Origin of the sequence: Leptonema illini DSM 21528, from assembly GCF_000243335.1 — a bacterium.
In the GTDB taxonomy this organism is placed as follows: domain Bacteria; phylum Spirochaetota; class Leptospiria; order Leptospirales; family Leptonemataceae; genus Leptonema; species Leptonema illini.
In genome coordinates, this window is sequence record NZ_JH597773.1 from 1,831,191 (window position 1) to 1,844,232 (window position 13,042).

The following is a 13,042-nucleotide window of genomic DNA, read 5'->3' on the forward strand; positions in this document are numbered from 1 at the left end:
CATGCCGTCGTCTTCTGATCTGTTTTCGATGACCTTCAAAGTCCGGCCTTTCTTTACCTATATGATCACCGCAAGCACACTTTTTGCGCTGCTGATGGTTCTCATACAGGATGTCATGATCTTGCAGAGCGATGATAGAAGCATGCTTCCATTTTTTATGCTGATGACGGCCGTCTTCCTGTTCGTCTTTGTCTTTCAGCTAAAAAGGCCGCATCGGATTACCATCCATGCCGATCGCATAGAGTTTCGCGGTCTGATCGGTAGGGCCGAATTCAGGGTCGTCGATATAAAGAAGATTGAAAGACCGACGGCAGGGCGACGCACGCTTAAATTTCACATTGCCGGCGAAACCGTCTCCATGCCCGATTTCATCGAAGGCCTTGATGATTTGATGAAGACTCTACGGCAGCGCAATCCGGCCATCGAGTTCGAAGGCATCTCAGTTCCGGAATAACGGCGGCCCAGGCCTCCCACCATTCAGGTTGAGCAGAAACTCTTCCTGCCACTCAAAGCAGATTCTTCCCTTTTTCGCGTTTTTTTCTCACCCGATGTCGAATCGGCCAGGCTGAATTCGTCGCCATTTTAGAACCAGAGATGGTTCTTATCAAACACTGGAGAAAAACATGAAAGTGATCGTTTTTGTGAAGGCTACGGAAGAGAGCGAAGCCGGAGAAATGCCCGAAGAGCAACTCTTTGAGGATATGACGAAATTCAACGAAGAGCTGGTCAAGGCGGGCATCATGCTTGCCGGCGAAGGACTGAAGCCAAGCTCTGAGGGGGCCCGCGTGGTCTTTTCAGGCAAACAGCGCAAGGTCATCGACGGTCCGTTTGCCGAGACGAAAGAGCTTGTAGCCGGGTTCTGGATCTGGCAGGTGAAGTCGCTTGAAGAGGCCATCGAATGGGTGAAGCGCTGTCCGAACCCGATGAAAGGCGAATCCATCATCGAAATCAGGCCGGTCTTTGAAGACGAAGATTTCGGAGAAGCGCTCACGCCCGAGCTGCGCGAAAGGCAGGATCGTCTTCGCGAGGCGACCGAATCGCGGCAATGAGCGATCGTGCGCGACGCAGGAATTCGAAAAGGCCGCTCAGTTAACGGAGAATATGCGGGAACGCTCGCTTCTATCAAAAAGAGCCGGCGACTGTTCGCTCAGAGTTGCAAAGGGATAAAGCGCAAACGCTAAAGCTTAACGTCCGCTATTCGACGTCCACAATCATCAGAGTCATGTCGTCAGATCGGCTGCCATTGGAACGGTATCCGCTTACCGAGACCAGGATCTCTTCCAGCTGTTCGTCAGCGGGCTTCCTGGCGCCGGACTGCATCAGGGCATAGAGTCGTTCTTCGCCAAACGCCTCGCCGCTTTCGTCAGACGCATCCATCAATCCGTCGGTAAACAGGAATAGTCGATCCCCGGGATGCAGCTCGGTCGATTGCGATTGATAGACGCCAATAAGCGCACTGCCGAGGACGACTCCGCGCGATTCAAGAATATGTAGATCTTTAGAGCTTCGAACAATGACAGGCGGTATGTGGCCGCAACCCGTATAGTGGAGACGACGAGAGTCTCGATCAATAATGCCTACAAAGGCGGTGAAATAAAGCCCCGTTTCGGCCAGGGCCGGTGCAAGCTCTTCGCCCAGGGCCGAGCAGATCTCGGCCGTCGAACGACCATCGACAAACTGTCGGTCGATTTCGGTTTTGATCATAGACGTAAGCAGTGCGGCCGGCATCCCATGGCCCGAAACGTCGATGATGGCAACGCCATAGCGTCGGTCGCTTAACGGTCGAGCATAATAAAAGTCGCCGCTCACCTCCATCATGGGAATCATGCGAGCGGCAAGTCGAAGCCCGGGCGGCTCCTGAACCGCAGGCGGAAGAATGGACTTCTGAACGACGCTGGCAAGACGAAGCTCAAACGTCATCTGATCGGTACGTCGCTGTAGCTTCGCCGTACGATCTGCGACGAGCCCTTCAAGATGGTCTTTCAACTCGTTTAGATCCTGATACAGAGATGCATTGGAAAGAGCGATCGCTCCTGCCGCCTTTACATGCTCGATAAAAGCGATCTCATCGCGATGAAGTACCTTCCCGTTCGCTTTACCTCCAAATACAAGAAGGCCTTGAAGAACGCCGTTCTGCATGAGAGGTACCATAGAGCTCGCCTTCGTTTTCTCAAATAGATCCAACAGGTCGCTTCGTATGAGCGCATAGTAGGGATCGATCTCAACCGTGGCACGATCGCAGAGATGATCGGCGCCAAGGAACCAGTCGTGTACGTCGTCATTCACCTCGACTTCCGCTTGCTGGATTCCATGAAAGCGATTGCTGCCTTTTTCGCGAATCAACAGGTCGGCCCATGCAAGGCCGATCGCTCTTTCAATCGCCGATAAAAACTCCTGTCGCATCATCGACGTGGACCTGAGAAGAAGTATCTGATTCACAAGACGGCTTTCGGCTTTCTGTAAATTGTAGGCATGTCGGTGAAAAAGCCGATCGATCATGGGCTGAATCCGGCGCACGAAAACAAAGTTTGCGTAAAACCAGGCCATGCCGAGCAGGATGATCTCAGTCGTATTCAAATGAGCGAGATACTCACGAAACAGGATCAGACCGATACCGTTTGGAATACCGATGAGCAGCGACGTTACGATCCACATCACCGTGAGCGAGAAGAGACTTTCGACCTCCATCAATCGATGCTTGAGGATGCCGTAGGCCATGATACTCATGGCAATAAACGTCAGGTTGCCCAGAGGATACACGTCGATGCCATATAGAGGCAGCACGTTTACAAGATTGAGCAACGCTCCCGTAATCAGAGCAAGAAGTATGTATTGTATTTTAAGGCGACGCAGGCGCTCCGTCTTCTGCTTCAAATGGAGCGCGACGAGGACAATGGCATAGACGGTGCCAGACGCAGAATAAAGGCCAAACAGACCAAAGCAGGGCCCTCCTGAGGCGATCACGCCCCAGGAATACTCTAAAAGGCCGGTATAAAAACACGGCAACTGCGCCAGAACAGACGAGAGGACGCTCATGACGAAAAAGGCAACCTCTAAGAGGCGGCGACGCAGCCTTAGGATTCTGTGAAAGAGCAGTATATTGAAAAACGGCAGAAAGGCGTAGAGAGAGGTCATCCAGCGATCGCTCGATAGCATCACCTCACGATTCACCGGAAGATAATGGACCACATACGAACCTGGCAGAGCGGTCCAGAGCAGGCAGACGATCCCAAAAAGAGTGCTTTCTTCGGCCCCTCGTCCCCTGATAAACGAGAGAAAGGCGATCAGCAGGCCGGAAAGCACTGAAAGCCACGGCGGAATGGCGTATATATTCAGCTCAAAAACCGGCATACTTGTTACGAATCCTGAGATCTCGTAGCTTTGACCACCCATTCCGTCAAGAACGAAGATTCCGATTTAGCTGAATCATTATTCAGTTAAAAGGCCTCGAAGAAATACGGGTCCAATCAGACGTCCATGCCGGATTCATCCCTGAAACACCATGTAAGCGGCGACCGTACGCATACACCAGGGGGGTAATTTTCACTCGACGCCACAGGGCCTCTGAAAAAAGTGGCTTGTGCGGCGCACAATTCCGATAATGCGACGCACAAATCCACTCAGGAGGCGACCGTGAACAAGAACGGAAGACGCACTCTGAAACGCGGCATCCTCACACTGACCGGCCTGACCGCTGCCGGTATGATGGATATGCCCGAGCCGGCCAGGCTCACCGATCCGGACCAATGGTTTTCTAAAGAGCAAACGCTCGCGCATCCGGACCATGACCTTCTCGTTACGCATATTCGCGCAATGAACCCGAAGATCGAGCCAGGAGAAGACGAACGCCTGGCCCGCATTATTCTGAAAGAATCTGCAATGCTGCGCGTTCCGGCGACGGCTCGCATCGACGGACAGCCCGTCGATCCGGTGCTTTTTGTAACGGCCGTCATCGAAACCGAATCCAGCTTTGACCGTAAGGCCGTTTCCAGCGCCGACGCTCGCGGCTATATGCAGGTCATGCCGGCGACGCTTCTGTGGATTCGCGACCGATCGCAGATGGCCGTTGATCCGGCCGACATCCACGAAACCGAAGTGAATCTGATGCTGGGCGTTCACTATCTGAGCTTTCTCTTCGACGAATTTCAGGACCCTGCCCTTGTCGCCCTGGCCTATAATGCAGGACCAGGCAATCTGCGCCGCGGTTTTTACGATCCGCGATACTGGATGAAGGTGCAGCGGTTCTACAGAACATTGAAGAAGAAAAAAGCGAGTTGATCGAGAACGCCCATCCGTCGCTCTGAGCACGGATGTCTTCGGTTCACAGTCGCCTGCTTTTTCCTTTACTGTTCGCCCTGCTGCTTGCGAATTCCTGTCGCAGCGGCATGCGCGAAGATTCGGAGCGCGGAGAGCCGACCATCCACTGGTGGGGCGTCTATTCTTTCTATGAAGTCCCTTTTGCTGGCGAAGAGCAGTTTCGCGCCGAATACGGAGCCCTGGAGCCCATCGCGCGCGGTAGCAGAGGACCGATCTATCGCGTGCCGGCCGCGAAGACCGAGTGGCTTGAAGAAAACGGATACAGGCGCATCAACGACGTTCCGTTTCGCTATGTAGACCCCGACATCGATCGACGACGCGAATCCGACGATCCGGCCGTGTGGTTCTCGGGCTACAAGGACCGCGAAACCGTCGAGAAGATACTGTTATACTTCGAGAAGAGTCGTCCCGATCTCTGCCGGCGTTATGTTATCGGCAAATCGGTCCGGAATCGGCCCATTGAAGCGCTGCGTATATCAAAGAACCCCGAGGTCGACGAAGACGAGCCGTCGCTGATGTTTAACGGCGCCCACCACGGGAACGAACTTCTTTCTATAGATTACGTACTCGATATGGCCGCTCTGCTGCTCGATGTGCCCGGCGTTCCCGTCAGCGCCGCTCTTCGCGCCCGCTTCGCGGGATTTACGCCCGAAGAGCGACGCCGCATTCTCGAATCCTTCGAGGTATGGATCGTTCCTGTAGTTAATCCCGACGGCCTCGACGATTACTGGAATCGCAGCATCCATGCGGGGCGCAAGAATGCGCGCGGAGTCGATCTGAATCGCAATTATCCGTTCTACTGGGGAACGGGTCAGACCGGAGCGTCCGGCAATTCAGCGGATGTACACGACTATCGCGGACCGTCGGCCGGATCAGAGCCTGAGACCAGGGTCATGATGGATTTCGCAGAACGGGAGCGCTTTACCGTCGTTTTCTCATACCATACCTTCGCCACACGGGTTCTTTTTCCGTATACGATCGACGGCGTCATGAATCCATGGCCCGATCGAGCATGGTTTTATGCGCGAAGCTGGGCCGGTTCGGGGGAGTCTTTTCGCAGGGAACGCCAGTATGAGGCGGCGCGAAAGCTCTATTCGGTCGATGGAACGGACCAGGACTGGCTCTTTTTCAAGTATGGCACGCTTGCCTATATCGTCGAAGGATCGATGAATAGCCCTGTTTATTCAGAGGGCCTGCGCAGCATTGCAGGAATGCGCCCGATCTGGAAAGCCGCTCTGTTACAGATGGCTGCCGGTCCTCGTCTCGAACTCAAGGTGGTCGATGCATCGGGATATCCGATCCGCGGCGCCGAAATAAGGCTTCTCGATGAGGTGCGCTTCGAAAACGAACGCTGGACGGTACATCCGCAAACGGGACGATTTGACCTGCTGCCAGGCCCTCTTGAGCAGCTTCATCTGGAGATCGCAGCCGACGGCTATCAAACGGCGCGAAAAAAGATACTGTGCAAGAATATCTGTAAAGAGAAATTTTATTTGACCCGGTAGAAAAACTAAAAAGGATTCTTATCATGCAACGAGCCCGCCTGGTAAAACAGGACATTCCGAACGATATTTACGAGGAATTCCTCACCGCCACAGAACTGGGCGTCGATTGCGAGATGATGGGATTGAATCCGCATCGCGACAGGCTGTGTCTGATTCAGGTGGCGCGCGAAAACGGCTCCTGCGCACTTGTGCAGGTCGACGAGGCGAATCCTCCAGCTCTTCTGAAGCAGCTTTTTGAGAGCGAAAAGATTACGAAGATCTTCCATTATGCGCGGGCTGACTGCGCTTTTTTACAGATACGACTTCGTATTCAGGTGAAGAACCTCTACTGCACGAAACTGGCCTCGCGCATGGCGCGCACCTATACAGATCGACACGGTCTGAAAGAACTCGTAAAAGAATTCACCGGCGACAACCTCGATAAATCGATCACAAGTACCGACTGGGGCCGCCCCGAGCTCACCGACGATCAGATGCTGTATGCGCAGAGCGACGTCATCTATCTCTTTCATCTGCGCCGTGTATTGAACGGAATGCTGCAGCGCGAAAAGCGCGACGACATCTTTGCAAGGGCCCTTCAATTCCTGCCCGACCGCATCGAGATGGACGTTCGCGGCTTCGGCGACGACGTCTTCAATCATTGAGCTTTCGGGCGAACCGTTCCGCGAACTATCGGCGGCTTTCGAGACAGAACAGATTCAGGCCATTATTCAGACGGTAGCGACAGGATGGCGCAGTTAGTCGTCGCCGTAGCGATCAACTTTCCCTTCTGATTCCTGGCCTCGGCCGACATATGCATCGTCGCGAAGCCTTTGCCGACGAGATGGGCCTGGATGGTAAGCACGTCGCCGACCATGATCGGGCGAATGTAGTTCGTCGTCAGGTCGAGCGTAACGGCCGGCTTCTTTGCGATGAGATAGCTGAGCGGTCCGAGAACGTTGTCAAAGGCCGCCGTGATAAAACCTCCCTGCATGGCTCCTGTTGGATTGGCGAAGTGCGCCTGAACGGGAAAGCTCACGGTTAACGATTTATTCCTCACGTAGTCGACGTACTTCCCCTTCATTTCAATAAAACAGGGAGGAGGAAGCGTGATCTGCATGCGTGCGGGCTTCTGAAACTTCGCAAAGTCTTCTTGCAGCATCTTTTCGAGCGTTTCTTCTGACATCGATTGTTCTGACATATATTCCTTCTCTGCGCTAATGGCGTTATCCGCCTCTTACAGGTCGCTGAACCTGCTTCATGGCAACGCTTTGCGCGCTCATTCAAAGACCGGTCGCCGGTTTTCAAGAATCGACCGGAAGCCTTCCTGACCGTGCTTGGAATGGATCGTACGCACGAGCCAGTCACGGTCATCGTGCATGCGATCTTCCATATATATGCGCGCACGCTGCTTGAGGGCGAGCTTGATCGCCTGCAGCGCCATCGGCGGCTTCTTCGCCAGCGAAGTGGCAAGCTTAAGAGCAGCCGGCATCAGCTCCGCCGACGAACAGACCTCGTCAACCAGACCGAGGGTGCGGGCCTGCTCGGCCTTGAGCGGCGTACCGTCGAAGAGCAGGTCGCGGGCCGCTTTCGGACCGACTAACTCGGCAAGTAATGTGGCCGCGCCGGCCGGAAAGCTGAGCCCGATGCGAATCTCTGGAAAACCGATACGCCCCTTCTTTGCCGACATCAGCCGGTACTCCGAAAAAAGGGCGAAGACGGCGCCCGCCCCCATGCAATGACCGCCCACGGCGGCGACGATCGGTTGCGGCAGGCGCAGAAGCTCGAGCGTGCTCTGTAAGATGATATCGACGGCGCGGTGGATATGCTGAAAATCCCGATCGACGAACATGTTCGGGTCCAATCCGTTTGAGAAATACTCTTCACTGGCGCTGCTCAAAAGCACGGCCCGTATCTCTTTATCCTGACCGATTTCGATCAGGTGCTTTGAGAAGCTGAGAAAGGCCTCTTCGTTAAAGATATTTTTCTCGTTCAGGTCGAACTGCAGCTCGACAACTCCGTCGGCATGACGGATTCTCAGGATCTTTGGATTCTCACTCACCGTTTCAGACACAGTGTGGCGACTTTCCGTCAACCGATTTTAGCGATATCTTTGTGATAGATCGATGCAATGCCGGCCATTTCTCAAGAAATTGAGGGAGGAAATCGATATGGACGCCGATGCTGATACTACACAAAAAGCGGAGAAGCCGATGTGTCCTGAACAAAAAGATCTGATGAATTACGTGCTCGGCCGCGAGGTCGACCAGAAGATCCGATCCCACATTCACGTCTGCAAGGGTTGCCGGCGAGAAACGGCGCGGCTCGAAGACGGATTGCTTGCCGAAGCCCTCGAGCGAGAGATCGCCACATTTCGCCCTCTGAGCGTGCGCAACGGCAAAAAGTAGCCGTTGAATTCAGTCGACGGCAGCGGCACCTGCGAAAAGCTGAACTATGTCCGAAGCATACCGACAGGCCGGCGTAGATACCGTGGCCGGTCAGCGTTTTGTCGATCTTATCAAGCCTGCCGTGAAATCCACGTTCACCCCGAATGTGATGGGCGGCCTGGGCGGATTCAGCGCCCTGTATGACGTTTCCTTCCTGAAAGATTATAAAGAGCCCGTACTCGTTTCGTCGACTGACGGCGTCGGCACCAAGCTGACCCTCGCCCGGCTTTTCAACCGTCATGAAACGGTCGGCCTCGATCTTGTCGCCATGTGCGCCAACGATCTGCTTGTGAGCGGCGCCCGTCCCATGTTCCTGCTCGATTATGTGGCCGTGGGTCGCCTGCGGCCCGAGCAGATGAAGATCGTCGTCGAGTCCATCGCCACGGGTTGCCGTCTGGCGCACTGCTCTCTCATTGGAGGCGAGACGGCCGAGCATCCGGGCGTCATGGCAGACGAAGACTACGACCTTGCCGGATTTGTCGTCGGCTGCATCGAAAAAGAGCGTCTGCAGAAGGCAAATCGCATCGCCGAAGGTGACGTCATCATCGGCATTCCGTCATCGGGCATTCATTCCAACGGCGTTTCGCTTGTGCGAAAGATCTTTCTCGACCACGGACTGCTGCCCGCCGCCGAAGGGGACCGCGCCTTCTTGCGTGATCAGATACTGCTTGCTCCGACCATCCTCTATGAAGAGGTCGTGCGTGACGTGATCGAAGCAGAGCTGCCGACGGGCATGGTGCACGTAACGGGCGGCGGATTCTACGAAAACGTGCCCCGCGTGCTCTCCGATGATCTGAGCGCCGAGTTCACTCCCTGGACTCTGCCCGAACCGTTCGCCTCTCTGCAACACCGCGGCAATCTGCGTTATGATGAGATGCTCTCGGTTTTCAATTGCGGTTACGGCTATCTGATGATGGTGCGAGAAGAAGACGTTGAAAAGACGCTTTCCATGCTCGATGCCGGATTAAACGCCTATCGCAGCCGAGTTATAAGTGAGCTCGAGAAAACCTTTGTGAGCATGCGCGGAACCTGTCGCCCCTCGGAATCGTTTCTGCGCCCTCCGGCCGTGATCGGTCGCATAAAGAAAAAGCAGGGCAGCGACGCCTCCGTGCATTTTCTTTGATGTGAGAGCGCATCGGTCGCAGGCCGATAACGTTGCAGCACCTGAATCGCAAAACCTGACATGCAGAATCTGAAAGGAAAATTCCCCGAAGAGCTTGCCGAGGAATTCCGGCAGATGGGCCTGCCAGCCTATCGCGGCAAGCAGGCCTTCATGCGCATCTACAGGCATCGAGCGACGTCCATCGACGACTTCTCAGAATTCCCGAAAGAGCTGCGCGAGGCGCTCGCGCCGGCCTTCAGACGACTCAGTATGCTTGAGCGATCCGATGCTCCAGGCGGAACGGAGAAGTTCATCTTCGACTATGCGCCCGATAACGAAAAGAGTTCGCGCTTTCGCAGCTTTGAAAGCGTCTGGATCGTCAGCAAGGAACGACGCACCGCCTGCATTTCAAGCCAATCCGGATGCACGCTGAACTGCGCCTTCTGCGCCACGGGCACCCTGCCCTTTTCGGGTAACCTTGAGGCCTGGATGATCGTCGATCAGGTCTACGAGCTCTTGCATGCGCGTCCCGATGAGACGCTGACTAACATCGTATTTATGGGCATGGGCGAGCCCTTTCATAACTACGACAACGCCCTGAAGGCCGCTCATCTGCTCAATCATCCGCATGGCCTGGCGCTTGGAGCGCGGCATATCACGCTTTCAACGGCCGGCGTCGTTCCGATGATCCATCGCTTCATCGACGAGAAGCAGCCGTTCAACCTGGCCATCTCTCTCAATCATCCCGATCCCGAACAGCGCGGTCAGGTTATGGATATCGATCTCAAGTATCCGCTCGAAGAGCTTATCGACGCGGCGCGAAGACTGAACCGCGAGCTGAACCGTCCCGTTATGTTCGAGTACGTGATGATTCCCGAAAAGAACATGGATGCGGCCAATCTGAAGCGCCTGATACAGATCACCCGGCGTGTAAACTGCAAGATCAATCTCATCCCTCTCAATACGAATCTTCAGGGATGGCGGCGTCCCACCGAAGAAGAGGCCGCCGAATTTCAGATCGCTCTGCGCAACGCCGGCATCCTTGCCTTTAACAGAGGCTCTCCAGGACGCGAAGTGGACGGAGCCTGCGGCATGCTGGCCTTCCAGCGCCTGAACGCCGGCAAAAGCTAAATTCGCTTTACGGCCGCGTCATTCGGGCATTCCTGACCTATGGTTCAGGCTCCGACGGCAGAGGAACTTCTTGAACGATTGAAGGGATTTCTCGAAGTCCATACGAAGTCCCGTATTCTGAAGTCCGACGTTCCGACGATGCTTATGTATATACGAGCCTGCCATGCGAATCAGAACAAGAAGCCGAAAGATCAGACGATCAACTTCCTTCTGTTGCGGTTTCGCGAACAGGTACTCGATCAGGCTCCCGACGAGCGGCAGCGCATCATCGGCGACTTCCTGATCGACGAAATGAACAAATTCTACAACTAAAACCACAAACGCCTTCCGGAGAAGATAATGAAAGACGCCATCCTTTCTTCGCGCATGAATCACATCGACACGTCATTGATTCGAAAGATGTTCGATCTTGCCGGCGATCTGAAGAATCCGATCAATCTTTCCATCGGCCAGCCGCATTTTCCGGCGCCGCGAAACATCGTCGATGCGGCGGCAAAGGCGCTCACAGAGGGCCGCACGGCCTATACGCAGACGCAGGGTATACCGCAGCTTCGCGAGGCGATGGCGGCCCACTTTCGCGAGAAGAACGGCATTGCAACGCAGGCCGATCGCGTGCTTATCAGCTCGGGCGTTTCGAGTCTTCTTCAGCTGCTTTTTATGGCGACGATCGATCCCGGCGACAGGGTGCTGCTTGTTTCGCCCGCTTTTCTCATTTATCGAGGCCTCGTTTCTTTTTTCAGAGCCGAAGAAACGCTTCTTCCGCAAACCTTCGCCGCTGACGATCTGAAGAAGATCCCGAAAGATCGACTGAAGCTCATCATCTACTCCAGTCCGTCTAACCCCACGGGCTATATCATGAAGGCCGAACAGATCAAAGCCCTCGCCGATCTGGCCGAAGAAACGGGAGCGCTGCTCGTATCTGATGAGATCTATGCCCTGTTCGATTACGATAAGAAATTTATCAGCGCCGGGTCGATCTATCCCGAGACGCTCACTCTTTTCGGATTCTCGAAATCCTACAGCATGACGGGCCTGCGCCTGTCGGCGGCGACGGGCCCGCAGACGATCATGAAGGCGATGACGACGCTGCAGCAGTATACGGTCGTCTGTGCCCCTTCTGCCGTGCAGTGGGCCGGCGTGGAGGCGCTGAAAACCGATATGACGCCTTATGTCGACGACTACCGCAAAAAGCGCGATCTCATACGTGCCGGACTTCAAGGAGTCACCGAGTTCTACGAGCCCGAAGGCGCCTTCTATCTTTTCGCTAAGGTGCCCGGTGAAGACATGGCCTTCTGTGAGAGGGCCATTAAAGAGAAAGAGCTGCTTGTAGTTCCTGGTCGCATCTTTACAAACGAGACGAACTGGATTCGTATCTCGTATGCGGCCGAAGAGTCCGTTCTTCATCGCGGTATTGACGCCCTGAAAGAGCTGATGAAATAATCCAGCTCGAATCAGAGGCAACTCATCTGAAACTTTTCGCGCAGACTCTTAAAAAAGGATTGTCGAAAGCGGACGACCGATTTGGTTTGACATCAAACCATGTCCCGCAGCGATCATCCGGTATTCGTGCATTTCCTGCTCCGCCTTCAAGAGGAGGCCGATCGTTTTGTAAAAGAACGTCTCGACCGCATCGGGCTCGATATCGGCCGCACACATCTTGAAATCCTGCTCTATCTGGCCCGAAAAGGCGAAAGCGCCATGCAGCCGCTTGCACGGGCCATTCATCGCGACAAATCGACGCTGACCGCCCTTGTACAGCGCCTTGAGAGAGAGCAGCTCATTGAAAGGGGCGAGTCCGAGGATCGTCGCATCCGTCCGATTCGCCTTACGCCGAAAGCGCAGAAGCTACGGCCCGCTCTTTTGCGAATTCTACCCGACCTGCACAGGCATCTTTCGCGATCTCTGTCGCGCCAGGAACGCGAGACGCTGCGTCGACTGCTTCGCGGCATCTTTCTTTCCGTCGTCGATGCCGAACGTTCGCCTAACATCATCTACGAAAAACCGGGACGCGACGCTCCCTGATTGCGAGGATTTTCATGTCAAGAAGGCCATCTCTCTCTGAATTCAAGCCCGACGCTCTCTGGTTGCGTATGGAGAAGTGGATCGGCTTTCATCGAACGATCAATGTTTTCGGCCCCTATCTTGGAGCGGGCGTAAAGGTGGAGTCGGTAACGCCCGACTACAGCGCGATCACCGTTAAGCTGAAGATGCATTTTTATAACCGCAACTATGTGGGCACGCATTTCGGCGGATCGCTCTACTCGATGACCGATCCGTGGTATATGTTTATGCTCATGCAGCGTCTTGGAACGGGCTACATGGTCTGGGATAAATCGGCAAGCATCGAATTCGTAAAGCCCGGTACGGGAACGGTGCGGGCGACGTTCCGATTGCCCGACGAAGAGCTTGAACGAATTCGAGCAAAGGTCGAGGCTGAGAAGAAGACGGACTGGTCGTTTGAAGAGGTCATCGTCGATGAAAAAGGCACCGTTGTTGCCCGTGTGCGTAAGGTGATTTACATAAGGCGACTTGGGAAATAGATGCGTTGAAAAAGAGACGTA

At 54.6% G+C, this 13,042-nt stretch carries 15 protein-coding genes; 12 read left to right on the forward strand and 3 right to left on the reverse strand.

Translation table 11 applies throughout. The annotated features are described in order from the left end of the window. Positions 1 to 28 precede the first annotated feature (28 nt). On the forward strand, positions 29 to 454 hold the full coding sequence (locus LEPIL_RS08380; RefSeq protein WP_002771797.1) for a hypothetical protein: 426 nt from the start codon (positions 29 to 31) through the stop codon (positions 452 to 454). Positions 455 to 623: 169 nt separating this feature from the next. Next, positions 624 to 1,049, forward strand: coding sequence for a YciI family protein (locus LEPIL_RS08385; protein WP_002771800.1), 426 nt, complete (start codon positions 624 to 626; stop codon positions 1,047 to 1,049). A gap of 145 nt (positions 1,050 to 1,194) precedes the next feature. Here the strand turns inward: LEPIL_RS08385 and LEPIL_RS08390 are convergent, their stop codons facing one another. Then, positions 1,195 to 3,351 carry a PP2C family protein-serine/threonine phosphatase gene (locus LEPIL_RS08390; RefSeq protein WP_002771802.1) on the reverse strand — a complete coding sequence of 719 codons (2,157 nt, stop codon included), beginning with the start codon at positions 3,349 to 3,351 and terminating at the stop codon, positions 1,195 to 1,197. A gap of 282 nt (positions 3,352 to 3,633) precedes the next feature. Between LEPIL_RS08390 and LEPIL_RS21875 the strand changes: the two genes are divergently transcribed. Genes LEPIL_RS21875 through LEPIL_RS08405 form a run of 3 tightly spaced genes read left to right on the forward strand, consistent with a single transcriptional unit; the run spans position 3,634 to position 6,466 of the window. After that, complete coding sequence (locus LEPIL_RS21875) at positions 3,634 to 4,278, forward strand: lytic transglycosylase domain-containing protein (RefSeq protein ID WP_002771803.1); 645 nt, start codon at positions 3,634 to 3,636, stop codon at positions 4,276 to 4,278. 32 nt (positions 4,279 to 4,310) lie between these two features. Next, positions 4,311 to 5,822: a M14 family zinc carboxypeptidase gene (locus LEPIL_RS08400; RefSeq protein ID WP_002771805.1), complete on the forward strand. Its 1,512-nt coding sequence runs from the start codon at positions 4,311 to 4,313 to the stop codon at positions 5,820 to 5,822. Positions 5,823 to 5,845: 23 nt separating this feature from the next. After that, entirely contained in the window at positions 5,846 to 6,466 is a 621-nt protein-coding gene (locus tag LEPIL_RS08405) for a ribonuclease D (protein WP_002771807.1), read from the forward strand. A gap of 62 nt (positions 6,467 to 6,528) precedes the next feature. Here the strand turns inward: LEPIL_RS08405 and LEPIL_RS08410 are convergent, their stop codons facing one another. Both LEPIL_RS08410 and LEPIL_RS08415 read right to left on the reverse strand, forming a co-directional pair. Next, complete coding sequence (locus LEPIL_RS08410; RefSeq protein WP_002771809.1) at positions 6,529 to 7,002, reverse strand: PaaI family thioesterase; 474 nt, start codon at positions 7,000 to 7,002, stop codon at positions 6,529 to 6,531. Between the two features lie 78 nt (positions 7,003 to 7,080). Then, positions 7,081 to 7,863, reverse strand: a complete 783-nt coding sequence (locus tag LEPIL_RS08415; RefSeq protein ID WP_157135043.1) for an enoyl-CoA hydratase/isomerase family protein — start codon at positions 7,861 to 7,863, stop codon at positions 7,081 to 7,083. Between the two features lie 151 nt (positions 7,864 to 8,014). Between LEPIL_RS08415 and LEPIL_RS08420 the strand changes: the two genes are divergently transcribed. The 7 genes from LEPIL_RS08420 (at position 8,015) to LEPIL_RS08450 (ending at position 13,021) form a co-directional block, all read left to right on the forward strand. Further along, a complete protein-coding gene (locus tag LEPIL_RS08420) occupies positions 8,015 to 8,209 on the forward strand; it encodes a hypothetical protein (protein ID WP_143464738.1) in 195 nt (64 codons plus the stop codon). Between the two features lie 46 nt (positions 8,210 to 8,255). Continuing rightward, complete coding sequence (gene purM, locus LEPIL_RS08425; RefSeq protein ID WP_002771815.1) at positions 8,256 to 9,371, forward strand: phosphoribosylformylglycinamidine cyclo-ligase; 1,116 nt, start codon at positions 8,256 to 8,258, stop codon at positions 9,369 to 9,371. A 60-nt stretch (positions 9,372 to 9,431) separates the two neighbouring features. After that, entirely contained in the window at positions 9,432 to 10,481 is a 1,050-nt protein-coding gene (rlmN, locus tag LEPIL_RS08430; RefSeq protein ID WP_002771817.1) for a 23S rRNA (adenine(2503)-C(2))-methyltransferase RlmN, read from the forward strand. Positions 10,482 to 10,520: 39 nt separating this feature from the next. Further along, positions 10,521 to 10,793, forward strand: a complete 273-nt coding sequence (locus tag LEPIL_RS08435) for a hypothetical protein (protein ID WP_002771819.1) — start codon at positions 10,521 to 10,523, stop codon at positions 10,791 to 10,793. Between the two features lie 27 nt (positions 10,794 to 10,820). Then, positions 10,821 to 11,921, forward strand: a complete 1,101-nt coding sequence (locus LEPIL_RS08440; RefSeq protein ID WP_002771821.1) for a pyridoxal phosphate-dependent aminotransferase — start codon at positions 10,821 to 10,823, stop codon at positions 11,919 to 11,921. A gap of 99 nt (positions 11,922 to 12,020) precedes the next feature. Beyond that, positions 12,021 to 12,503: a MarR family winged helix-turn-helix transcriptional regulator gene (locus LEPIL_RS08445; protein ID WP_002771823.1), complete on the forward strand. Its 483-nt coding sequence runs from the start codon at positions 12,021 to 12,023 to the stop codon at positions 12,501 to 12,503. A gap of 14 nt (positions 12,504 to 12,517) precedes the next feature. Further along, positions 12,518 to 13,021, forward strand: coding sequence for a YiiD C-terminal domain-containing protein (locus LEPIL_RS08450; protein ID WP_002771825.1), 504 nt, complete (start codon positions 12,518 to 12,520; stop codon positions 13,019 to 13,021). Positions 13,022 to 13,042: the final 21 nt, after the last annotated feature.